This window comes from Nocardioides sp. NBC_00368 (assembly GCF_036090055.1).
GTDB lineage: Bacteria > Actinomycetota > Actinomycetes > Propionibacteriales > Nocardioidaceae > Nocardioides.
The window spans coordinates 5,238,748-5,250,305 of record NZ_CP107970.1 but is presented as its reverse complement, the minus strand read 5'-3'; the positions used below and the strand labels follow the sequence as shown (position 1 = coordinate 5,250,305).

Below are 11,558 nucleotides of genomic sequence, written 5' to 3'. Positions count from 1 at the left end.
CCGCCCGACGTCAGGGCGGTCAGCGGAATCGGACGTACGTCCACGGGCCGGTCCCGGCGGCGTTCGTCGAGTCACCCGCGAATCGAGCCGCGATGCGGAATCGCGAGCCACTGGGGTGGTAGCGCGTGAGCGTCCATCGGGCCTTGCCGTACGCGTTGGTGGTTCGGCACGTCGAGGTCGCGACCGTGCGCCACGCCGCGTCCGTGTACTTCTGAACCGTCATCCGGACGCACAGACCGGAGCGAACCGGACGGACCGAGGTGACGAGAGTGGGGTCGGCGGACGGCCGATACACGGCGTATGCCCCGACCCGGCGCAGCGGGTTCAGCGCCTTTGTGGCGAGCCCGAGGCGTACGGATCGCTTGAGCGTCGCCTTGGCCGCCGTGCTCCGTGAGTCGGCAGGGTGGCTGGCCACGATCGTGGTGTTCCGCCACATCGTGCGGTTGAGAGTCAGTCCGGTCGACGGGACGTTGCCGTCGTAGAGGACCTTGATGGTGCCGCCGGCATCCTGAGCCGTGACCCGCACCCTTCGGCTGTCGGTCTTGGTGAGGTTGACCCGGAACGTGGCGGTCTCGCCGGCAGCGTACGACGTCTTGTTGGCCGTCAGCGTCACAGCGGGCGTCTGCGGCTGCACCGTCACGGTCTGGGCAGGGTGATTGGTGTAGATGTAGCGATCGTCACCGGGGACCCAGACGTCATAGATGACGGACCCGGCGACATTCGGCGTGTGGACGAACTCGAACGCGCCGTCCGAACCGGTTGTCGTCTGGTATCTGTGCTCGACTCCCGACTCGGTGGCTTGGACCACAACCGTGACCCCCGCGTTCCGACCGTCGGCCCGGGCGAGACTCCCCCGAATGGTGACAGGTTTGCCGACGATCACCGATGACACGAGTGGCGAGACACTGAGGTCTGTGGCGACCTGGGACACGGGCACCGTGACGGACCGCTCGGCCGCCATGGTGTCGTCGGTTGCGTTCATGGTCGCGTGGATGTTCCAGTTGCCGGGTTCGGTCGCCTTGATCGGGATCGCGGCGACACCGTCCGGACCCGATACGACGTCCAGGTAGGTCGGCCCTGTCGCATTCGGCGCGAAGTAACGGATGTGGACGGTACGGTTCGGAGCCGGCGCACCGTCGACGAGAACAGTGACGCTGGTGTCCAGGTCGTCGTTGACGAAGGCGGATGCCGGAGTGTGGATCTTGAGGTCCGACCGGCGCCACGCGGTCGGCTCTCTCGCCCAACTCTTGACCGGCTGATAGTCCTGGTCGCCGTCCCACCAAGCAATGAGTGCGTATTCAGGACACGGGAACTGCTGGTCGTACGTCACGGTGAACGTGCCGACGGCTGAGGTGGTGCTGTCCGTGATGCGGCCGACCGAGACCGGGCTGGTCTCGGAGTACCAACACTGAAGGTCCCAGTGCACGATCCGGTTGGCCAGCCCTGCGCCGTCGCCGGACAGGAGGACGTCGAACGAGATCTGCTCGTCGGTCTGACGGAGGCCGTTGTCGGAGAAGGTGAACGTCGACGGGTGCCGAGCGACGTCGAAGTTGGTCCAGTCCTCGTAGGTGCCGTCGGCGCCGGCGTAGCTCGCGTGCAGGGTGTAGCGGCTCGCGACGGGCGGGGTGAACCGGTAGGCCCAACGCCCGCTTGCATCGGTGACGACAGTGGCGTGCCACGCCGCGCTCGGATCGATCTGCGCAAGCTCGACGTTCGCGCCGGCAACCGGCGCACCGTTCTCGGTCACCGTGCCTTCGAGGTCCATCGGCTCGCCCCACATGAACGGCCCGTCCGCCGACGGGAAGATGGTCACGCCGTCGGGCTCGGCGGCCTCAGCAACCGCAGAGGCGAAGGTGAGAAGTGGTGCGATGAGCAGGATGGCGATCGCGCTTGCGAGCCGAGCCATTTGGACCTCCGATTGCGCAGCCTCGGGCGAGGTGCGCAGACAAGATAGACGAAGGTCGGCTCACCCCGCCATCGAACTCATCGCATGAGCGTCTGTGACGGGAGCTCCTGGAACTGTGCCCGGTAGGCCTGCGAGAACCGGCCGAGGTGGAAGAAACCCCACTGGGCGGCGATGGCGGTGACCGAGGTGGCGGACGCGTCCGCGGCGAGCAGGTCGGAGTGGGCGCGGTCGAGCCGGGTCCGCCGCCAGTACTCCAAGGGCGTCGTGTCGAGGTCGCGCTGGAACGCCTCCTGCAGCGTGCGGGTGGAGACGCCGACCGATCGGGCGAGCTCGGCGACCTTCCAGGGACGCTCGGGGTGGGCTTCGAGGAGATCGACGGCCATGCGTACGGCGCGGGAGACGGTGGGTGAGCCCCTCTCGGAGACGATCTCCAGGGACGTGTTGGCCTGGATCGTCAGCAGGCCGCCGATGAGCGCCTGCTCGTAGGGCGCGGCGACCAGCGGCGAGCTCATCAGCGAGCCACCGGCCTCGACGTTGTCGTAGGCCAGCCGGACCATCTTCAGCCAGTCGCGCACCTCGGGCCGGCCCAGGTCGAGCGTGGGGTCGAAGACGACCGGCCCGGAGCCGCCGATGCCCGCGGCCGCCTCCTCGACGGCGCTGCGGCGGATGTAGACCTGCAGCTTCTCGCAGCCGTCGGACCAGAGCATGTCGACCGGCTCGGTCGGCGAGCCGATCGAGGCGCGGGTGCGGTCGGCCAGGACGACGTGCTCACCGACCTTGACCTTCGCGCTGCCGGCCAGCGGGAGCTGGATCAGGTAGAAGTCGTCGAAGGTGCCTGGGGTGATCCGCACCTCGTCGCCGTAGCGCATGTAGTTGAGCATCACGTCCTCGCCCAGGGGCGCGGCGTTGTGCACCATGTCGAGCTGGGAGCCGGCCTTGGTCAGCGCCAGGTAGTGCGCACAGAATCGCTCGGCCACGGCTTCACGGGCCTGGTCCACGTCGGTGGTGGCGACAACGGTGTGGCGGCTCAGCAGGGGACGGGGCAAGGGAGGCTCCTGGACCGTGGCTCGACTGACCGAAGAGCGTAGCGGAGCCGGCGCCGTGTCAACGCGAACACGGCGCAATCACTGTCTAAGGTCCCGACTGGGGTCCAGGTCGAACCCGAAACGAGATGCCGGTCCCACCCTGGAACACCGGCATCTCGCGTCGTACTAGCTCCTCGCCGTCAGCTTCTCCACGAGCCTGGGCGTGACGGAGGCGTACGCCTTCGGGTTGATCGGCAGCAGCCACTGCACCGCCTTGGTCAGCCTGCCGACATCGAGACCGACGTCCCCGAGGACCTCGTCGATGTTGTGCATCGAGAACGGGATGATGTTGGTGCCGCGGGCGTGGTGACCGTCGGTGCGCTCCCGCATCCAGGCGAGCCGCGCGGTGACGTGGGCCTCCATCTCCTCGACCGGCGGGACCTCGTGGCCACCACCGAGGTGGGAGCCGATCCAGACGGCGCTCATCTCGGCCGAGAGCGGCGAGAAGAACGAGGAGTTGTAGCCGGCGAAGGTCAGGTCCTTCACGGTCAGCGGCAGGATCTGGCGGTAGAGCTGGTAGTCGCCGTTGTCGTCGGTGAGCTGGTCCTGGATCTCCTCGGAGAAGAACGGGAGCTCCTGCTTGAAGCCGGTCGCGGTCACCACGACGTCGGCAGGCACCGCGCGCCCGTTGGCGAGCTCGGCGTACGGCTTGCCGTCCTTGGTCACGAAGGCGACGATCTCGGTGTCGCGCTCGACGGTGATGTCCCCGGCCTCGACGCCCTCGAAGAACCCCTCGGTGGCCAGCGAGACCGTGGAGCGGGCGATGTCGGTGAACTGCCCCTTGGGGATCAGCCCGAGCTTCTTCAGCTTGAGCTGGCTGGTGGTGACCGACTCGACGCTGCCGACCATCGAGCCGGCCATCTTCGAGCCGCCCGCGTGCAGGACCTTCTCGGCGCCACGGATGTTCTGGTAGGGGAAGAGCCCCTCCCCCATGCGCGTGAGCAGCAGCATCTTGTAGTTGAGGACGCCCTTGATCTTGCGGGGCATCTTCCACAGCAGCTGGCGCGCGACCACGGTGGTCGAGGCCGCCTCCTTGGCGATCTCGACGGACACGTCGCAGGCCGACTTCCCGTAGCCGACGACCACGACGTCCTTGCCCTTGACGGTCTCCAGGTCGTGCAGCTCGCTCGCGGCGAGGATCTGGCCGCCGGCGGCCCGCAGCTCGTCGACCCCGTCGTACGCAGGGGCGAACGGCTCCGAGAAGACGCCGCTGGCCACGATGAGGTGGTCGTAGTGCTCGGTCGTCTCGCCGTCGGCCCCTGCATGAGTGATGTCCCAGCCGCCCCCTCCAGCCGGCTGGGCACTCCGCACCTCGGTGGAGAGCCTGATCATCGGGGCGAGCTCGAACTTCTCGACGTACATCTCGAGGTAGCTCTGCACCTGCTCGCCGCTGAGCCACTCCGGGAACACCTTCGGCATCCTCAGGTCCGAGAGCGTGTAGGAGTCCTTGTTGTTCTGCGTCGTCAGGCCCGGGTAGCGACGGGTGCGGCTCCATACACCACCGACATCGGGCGTCTTCTCGAAGACGGTGATGTCGTGCCCGAGCTGGGTGAGCACCTTGGCCGAGGCGATGCCTGCGAACCCGGCGCCGATGACCGCGATCTTCACTTTTCTGTTTCCTCTCGCAGCGGGGTCTGCGTAGGCAAAACGCTAGAGAGGTCGAACAGCGCTCCGCTATCCGTGTTGCGCGAGGGGTATCCGGTTTGCGCGACGGATTGTCGCGCACACCGGCCTCAGCCCCGCAGCAGCTTGTAGACGATCACCACCGCGGCGATGACGGCCACCCCGATGGCGATCTTCTTGCCGTAGTTCTTGATCAGCACCGGCACCACGGTCGCGCCCAGGTCGATCGCCTCGGTCTGCTTGGCGTGCCTCGGCGCCTGCGGCGTCGGCGCTGCGGCTGGCGACGGGGCAGCCGGCGATGGTTCCGAGCTCTCCTCACCCACGGGCTCCGCCGCGGCCGGTGTCTCCGGGGTCACCGGAGCGGCAGCCGGAGCCGACTTGGACTCCAGGCACGCGACGAACTGTCCGAGGAGCTTGTCGGAGACGTCCTGCATGACCCCACGACCGAACTGGGCGGGCTTGCCGGTGACGGCGAGGTCGGTGACGATCTCGACCCTCGTGCCGGTCCCTTCTGGAGCCATCGTCAGGGTCGCGTTGGCACCGGCGGTGCCGTTGCCGCGCTTGTCCCGCCCCTTCGCCTCGACGACCAGTCGCCGGGCGGACTCGTCCTTCTCGACGAAGGTGCCGGAGCCGGCGTAGACCATGGCGATCGGACCGAGCTTCACCTTCACCGTGCCGGTGAAGGTGTCGCCCTCGGCCGAGGTGACCTGGGCTCCCGGGAAGCACTCGGCGAGCGAGCCGATGTCCAGGAAGCTGTCCCAGGTCTCCTCGACCGAGGTCGGAACCGTGAACTGGTGCGTCAGATCCACGCGTCAGCCCCCGAGCGCCTGCGTGATGGCCCGCCGTGCCAGCACCGTGACCAGGTGACGCCGGTAGTCGGCGTCGCCGTTGAGGTCGGAGGGCGGCTCGGCACCGTCCGCGGCCAGGGCCGCGGCGTTGCGTACGACCTCCTCGGTGGCCTGTTGGCCGATCAGCGCCTGCTCGACGCCGGCGGCCCGCAACGGGGTCGAGCCCATGTTGGTGAGGCCGATCGCCGCGCCCTCGATCACACCGCCGGAGACCTTGAGGGTCGCGCCGACCGCGCAGATCGGCCACTGGTGGGCGACCCGGACGAACTTCTCGTAGTGAGCCGTCCATCCGGTGTGCTTCGGGATGCGTACGCCGACCAGCAGCTCGTCCTCGGAGACGGCCGTCTCGAAGAGCCCCTGGAAGAACTCCGAGCCCGGGACGACCCGCTCGCCGGCCGGCCCGGCGATGACGAACTCGGCGTCCAGGGCCAGGGCCGGGGCTCCGAGATCGCCCGCCGGATCGGCGTGGGCGAGCGCACCACCGAAGGTGCCGCGGTGGCGCACCTGCTCGTCGGCGACCGTCGCCGTGGCGCGAGCGACCAGGGTCGCGTGCTCGGCGACCAGAGGATCGGCCGCGACGTCGCAGTGACGCGTCATGGCGCCGATCAGGATCGAGTCGCCCTCGTCGCGTACGCCCTTGAGGGAGTCGATGCGGCCGAGGTCGATGACCCATTCGGGAGCGTTGAGACGCATCCTCAGCACCGGCAGCAGGCTCTGCCCGCCGGCGATGATCTTGGCCTCGTCGCCGTACTGCGCGAGGGCTGCCAGCGCCTCCTCGACCGTGGTCGGGGCGACGTAGTCGAACGATGCGGGAATCACTGGGCGTCTCCTTCCGTGCGGTCGACGTTCCCGGACATGCCCGTCGACGGATCGAAGTGTGCTGCGGCCGCGCCGGTGGTCTCGCCACCGGCCGAGCCCTCGTTGATGGCCCGCCACACCCGTTCCGGCGTGCAGGGCATGGTCACGTCGTGCACGCCCAGCGGTCGCAGCGCGTCGACGACCGCGTTGACCACGGCCGGGGTGGAGGCGATGGTGCCGGCCTCACCGACGCCCTTGGTGCCGAGCGTGTTGGTGGTCGCCGGCGAGGTGGTGTGGTCGATCTCGAAGCTGATCGTGTCGGCGGCGGTCGGGAGCAGGTAGTCGACGAACGAGCCCGAGACGAGCGTGCCGGCGTCGTCGTAGACGGCGTCCTCCCACAGCGCCTGGGCGATGCCCTGGACCAGTCCACCGTGCACCTGACCTGCGACGATGAGCGGGTTGATGATGTTGCCGATGTCGTCGCAGCAGACGTACTTCCGCATCTTCACCTGGCCGGTCTCGGTGTCGACCTCCATCGCGCACAGGTGGGTGCCGTGCGGGAAGTTGAAGTTCTCCGGGTCGAAGGTGGCCTCGGAGTCGAGGTTGGCCTCGACGCCGTCGGGCAGGTTGTGCGCCGCGAAGACCGCCGTGGACAGCTCGCCGATCGACATGCCCTGGTCGGTGCCGCGCACCGTCCACTTGCCTCCGGTGAACTCCAGGTCGTCGACGCTGGCCTCGAGCAGGTGGGCCGCGATCGGCTTGGCCTTCTCGAGCACCTTGTCGGCGGCCCTGACCAGAGCCTCGCCACCCACGACCAGTGACCTGGATCCGTAGGTGTCGTAGCCCTTGGCCGCGATCTGGGTGTCGCCGTGCAGCACCTCGACGTCCTCGAACGGTACGCCGAGACGGTCCGCCACGATCTGGCTGAACGCGGTCTCGTGCCCCTGGCCGTGCGCGCTCGCACCGGTGATGACCTCGACCTTGCCGGTCGGCGTCAGCCGCACCTGGGCGTGCTCCCAGCCGCCGGCGCCGTAGTCGAGGCTGCCGAGCACTCGTGACGGGGCGAGACCACACATCTCGGTGAACGTCGAGACGCCGATGCCCAGCTGGACCGGGTCGTTGTTCGCCCGGCGCTGCTGCTGCTCGGCGCGGAGCTCGTCGTACCCGAAGAGCTCCTTCGCCTTGGCCGTCGCCGCCTCGTAGTTCCCCGAGTCGTACGTCAGACCGGCGATGGTCGTGAACGGGAACTCCTCGTGCTTGATCCAGTTCCGCTCCCGGATCTCGAGCGGGTCGACCCCGACCTCGGCGGCCAGCTCGTCCATCAGCCGCTCGACGGCGTACGTCGCCTCCGGCCGCCCCGCGCCACGGTAGGCGTCGGTCCAGGTGGTGTTGGTGAAGTGGGTCTGACAGTTGAACTGGTAGGCCGGGAACTTGTAGATCGCGTTGAACATGAAGGCGCCGAGGACCGGGACACCGCCGCCGACGATGGCGACGTAAGCGCCCAGGTTGGCGTCGAGCTCTACCTTGAGGCCGGTGACCTGACCGTCCTTGGTGGCCGAGAGGGTCAGCTTCTGGATCTGGTCGCGGCCGTGGTGGGCGCTGAGGAGGGACTCCGAGCGGGTTTCGGTGTACTTCACGGGCTTGCCGAGCCGGCGGGCCATCGCGAAGACGATCATCTCCTCCGGCGTCTGCTGGAGCTTGCCGCCGAAGCCGCCGCCGACGTCGGGCGCGATCACCCGGATCTTCGACTCGGGCACGCCGGTGGTCGCGGCGAACGCGAACCGCAGGATGTGCGGGATCTGGGTCGCGCTCCACACCGTGATCTGCTCACCGGTCGGGTCGCACACGACGCTGCGCGGCTCCATGAACGCCGGGATCAGGCGCTGCTGGCGATAGGTCCGCTCGATCACGATCCCGTCGCTCTTGGCGGCGGAGATGGCCTCGTCGACGCTGCCGCCGGTGCCGGCCTGGGCGCTGTCGAAGACCCACAGCGCGGACTTGTTGGTGCCGAGGTCGGGGTGGGCGAGCACCTCGTCCTTGACCGCGTCCTCGAGGGAGACGACCGCGGGGAGCTCCTCGTAGTCGACCTCGACCATCTCGGCGGCATCGCGGGCGGCGGCCGCGGACCGGGCGGCCACGACCGCGACGATCTCACCGGCGAAGGTGACCCGGTCGGAGGCGATCGGCGGGTGGGCCGGCGTCTTCTGGTCGGGCGTGATCGGCCAGGCGTTGATGCAGACGCCGAGCGTCTCGTCGAAGTCCTTGGCGGCCAGCACGGTCACCACGCCCTCGGAGTCCTCCGCGGCGCTGGTGTCGATGCCGGTGATCCGGGCGTGGGCGAAGGGACTGCGCACCATCGCCAGGTGCAGCATCCCGGGAAGGTTGATGTTGTCGGTCCAGCGGGTCCGGCCGGTGATCAGGCGCGCGTCCTCCTTGCGGCGCCGGTCGCGGCCGATCTCGTTGGTCTGCTCCGGACGAGCCTCCACGGCGGTCACAGCGCGTCCACCTCCTCGGTCGCGCCGCGCGGGTTGGCGGCGGTGGCCAGGTGGCCGCTGGCGTACTGCACCGCGCGGACGATGTTGTGGTAGCCCGTGCAGCGGCACAGGTTGCCCTCGATGCCCTCACGGATCTCGTCCTCGCTGGGCTGCGGGTTGCGCTTGAGCAGGTCGACGGACTGCATGATCATGCCGGGCGTACAGAACCCGCACTGCAGGCCGTGACACTCGCGGAACGCCTCCTGGACCGGGTGGAGATCGCCCTCGACCGTGTCGGCGAGCCCCTCGATCGTGGTCACCTCGCATCCGTCGGCCTGCACCGCGAGCACGTTGCACGACTTCACCGAGTCGCCGTCGAGATGGACCGTGCAGGCGCCGCAGTTGCTGGTGTCGCAACCGATCACCGTGCCGGTCTTGCCGAGTCCTTCGCGCAGATACTGCACGAGCAGTGTCCGCGGTTCGACGTCGTCGGTGACCTTCATACCGTCGACGCGCATGCTGATCCGGGCCATGTTGTCTCCCTGCCAGACGTCACTGTGTGGGCCAGATCACAGTAGGACGCGCAGGGTTGGGCTCCGGTTGGCTGCTGCTGCCGGTTACCTCTTCTTGGTCAGCGACTGGCTGCCAAACGTGCCCTGAGCAGGGGCAACGCCGGGTGGGGACTCCCGCCGAGACGGCGCAGACAGATGTCGACGACCTCGGTGTCGTAGGGAGCCAGCTCGCTGTAGCGCAGCACCGCGTCGGGCTGCGGGTCGGCGATCAGCGCCTCGCGCAGCGCGACCGCGACGTACTCGGCCATCTCGGCCAGCGCCGGGCTGTTGGTGCCGGGCAGGAGATCACCTCCGTACGCCTCCACCGCAGCCGCCACCCGGCCGTGCCGGATCAGGGTGAGGACCTGGTCGACGTCGGTCGCGACCGGCATCAGCAGACGGTAGGGACGCGAGGCGACCTGGCCGCCGAGGGCGTGGCGCAGGTGGGAGACCTCGGCCTTGAGCGTCGAGAAGGTGACCGCCTGGTCGCCGTAGACCATCGCGTGCAGCCGCTCCAGCGAGAGGCCCTCGGGATGGAGCGCGAGCAGGGCCAGGATCTCGGTCTGGCGACGGTTGAGCAGCAGCCGCTGCCCGTCGAGCCAGGTCTCCGCGGTGCCCAGCAGGGTCAGGACCAGGCCGGGCTCGGCGATCGCCTCGTCCGCCCGCGGGGTCGGGATCTTCGGGAGCGCACCCTCGATGAGGCGCGCCATCACCCGGGCCGTGGCCATCCCGATCGGGTGGGTGCGGTCCCAGGTCGTGGAGAGGTCGAGGACGCCGAGGTGCTTTCCGGTGACCGGGTCGTGGAGGGGTGCGGCCCAGCAGACCCAGTTGTGCACGACCTCGGCGTAGTGCTCGGGGCCGAAGACCATCGACGGCGAGTTGGTGCGGTTGGCGAGGTCGAGCGCGTTGGTGCCGGCGCTCTCGTCGTCCCAGCGCCCGCCCGGCACGAAGTTGACCGACTCCGCCTTGTGGCGCATCACCCGGCCGCCGTAGGTCCACAGCACCCGGGTGTCGGGGTCGGTCACGGCGATGACCAGGTCACCGTCGTCGGCGGTGCACCGCAGCTCCTCCTCGACCCGCTCGACGGCCACCTGGAGCGGCGACCCGCGCCACATCTCCCGGGTCTCGTCCTCGTCGGCCAGCGGCGCCTCGCGCACGTCCGGCTTCACGGCCGTCGCCGAACGCGTCCAGCTGGTCAGGATCTCGGGCCGGACGAAGTCCTCGGCGGCGTCGCCGCTCTCCACGAAGGCGGTCCACGCCCGCGCCGCGCTGATGCGGCGCTCCTGCAGATCGCTACGGACCATCAGATCCCCCTTCGGAGTCCGGCCCACGAGGCTCGGTCCTGCCCAAGGTAGCACCCTGTGACGAGCCTCACGATCCCCTCGGCGGTACCCGCTCCGTACCCCTTCGGTCACAGGCCTCGCAGCACCCGTGCGGCGATGTCGCCGCGGGTGCCTGATGATCAGGTCGGAGCGCTTCCGGTGCGGCCGTCGTAGGACAGTCCGCGAGCGATCAGGTGGAAGAGCATCGCCAGGATCAGGATTCCGGCACAGACCAGCGCCGCGATGGCCACCGACGTGCTCTGCGAGAGCTCGATCTGGCGCAGACCGACCGCGACCAGCGCCCAGGCGCAGGAGATCAGCAGCTCGCGCAGGTTGCGCTCGAGCAGAAGAGCCAGCAGAGCGACGGTGAGCACCGCGATCACCACGATGGCGGCCAGTGGGCCGACGGTCACGTCCTTCGAGTCCAGATAGGTCGCGATGTTGACGATGCTCGCCGCGGTCACCCAGCCCGTGTAGAGCATCAGCGGCAGCCAGACCATGAGGAAATCCTTCGCGGACGGGCGGGTCGTACCTACCCCGAGGCGCCACAGCGCGGCGTACAGCGTGGCGGTGAGAGTCAGCAGGACGACGACGGAGAGGCCGACCCACTCCTTCACGAAGACATAGGTCCACAGGCCGTTGCAGATGCTGGCGACGATGAAGAGCGGCCCGAGCAGCTGCGGGATGTCGTTGTCATCGCGCGGATCACGAAGATCCCTCGCCTGGTGGACCGCGAAGACGATCAGCAGCAGATAGATGAGAGTCCAGATGGAGAACGCGTATCCGGCCGGCGTCAGATAGGTGGCGTACCGATCCGATATCTCCCCGATCGCCGGCAGATCGAGAATCTGCGCGCCGGTCAGGAAGTTGGCCACAAGCGCGAAGAGGAGGGCAAGAACATTACCGATCTGCCATGTTCTCTTCACTCTTCGACCGTAACAAACGAGATCG

The 11,558-nt window shown here is 68.6% G+C and carries 9 protein-coding genes; all 9 read right to left on the bottom strand.

All coding sequences use genetic code 11. From position 1 onward, the window contains the following. Nucleotides 1-19 precede the first annotated feature (19 nt). Nucleotides 20-1,906 (bottom strand): carboxypeptidase regulatory-like domain-containing protein, encoded by a 1,887-nt coding sequence (locus OG984_RS25055; protein ID WP_328528877.1) that lies wholly within the window; start codon nucleotides 1,904-1,906, stop codon nucleotides 20-22. A gap of 77 nt (nucleotides 1,907-1,983) precedes the next feature. Then, the gene (locus OG984_RS25050) at nucleotides 1,984-2,952 is read right to left on the bottom strand and encodes an AraC family transcriptional regulator (protein WP_328528876.1); all 969 of its coding nucleotides are present in this window, start codon (nucleotides 2,950-2,952) and stop codon (nucleotides 1,984-1,986) included. 165 nt (nucleotides 2,953-3,117) lie between these two features. Next, entirely contained in the window at nucleotides 3,118-4,599 is a 1,482-nt protein-coding gene (locus tag OG984_RS25045) for a flavin-containing monooxygenase (RefSeq protein WP_328528875.1), read from the bottom strand. A gap of 125 nt (nucleotides 4,600-4,724) precedes the next feature. Then, entirely contained in the window at nucleotides 4,725-5,423 is a 699-nt protein-coding gene (locus OG984_RS25040; RefSeq protein ID WP_328528874.1) for an SRPBCC family protein, read from the bottom strand. 3 nt (nucleotides 5,424-5,426) lie between these two features. Continuing rightward, nucleotides 5,427-6,281 carry an FAD binding domain-containing protein gene (locus OG984_RS25035; RefSeq protein ID WP_008360872.1) on the bottom strand — a complete coding sequence of 285 codons (855 nt, stop codon included), beginning with the start codon at nucleotides 6,279-6,281 and terminating at the stop codon, nucleotides 5,427-5,429. Beyond that, the gene (locus OG984_RS25030; RefSeq protein ID WP_328528873.1) at nucleotides 6,278-8,755 is read right to left on the bottom strand and encodes a xanthine dehydrogenase family protein molybdopterin-binding subunit; all 2,478 of its coding nucleotides are present in this window, start codon (nucleotides 8,753-8,755) and stop codon (nucleotides 6,278-6,280) included. Before OG984_RS25030 ends, OG984_RS25035 begins: the two co-directional genes overlap by 4 nt. Continuing rightward, the gene (locus tag OG984_RS25025) at nucleotides 8,752-9,267 is read right to left on the bottom strand and encodes a (2Fe-2S)-binding protein (protein ID WP_141795068.1); all 516 of its coding nucleotides are present in this window, start codon (nucleotides 9,265-9,267) and stop codon (nucleotides 8,752-8,754) included. The genes OG984_RS25030 and OG984_RS25025 overlap by 4 nt, the downstream gene beginning before the upstream one ends. 98 nt (nucleotides 9,268-9,365) lie before the next feature. Continuing rightward, nucleotides 9,366-10,589: a transcriptional regulator gene (locus OG984_RS25020; RefSeq protein ID WP_328528872.1), complete on the bottom strand. Its 1,224-nt coding sequence runs from the start codon at nucleotides 10,587-10,589 to the stop codon at nucleotides 9,366-9,368. A gap of 158 nt (nucleotides 10,590-10,747) precedes the next feature. Further along, nucleotides 10,748-11,533: a hypothetical protein gene (locus OG984_RS25015; RefSeq protein WP_328528871.1), complete on the bottom strand. Its 786-nt coding sequence runs from the start codon at nucleotides 11,531-11,533 to the stop codon at nucleotides 10,748-10,750. Between the last annotated feature and the right edge of the window lie 25 nt (nucleotides 11,534-11,558).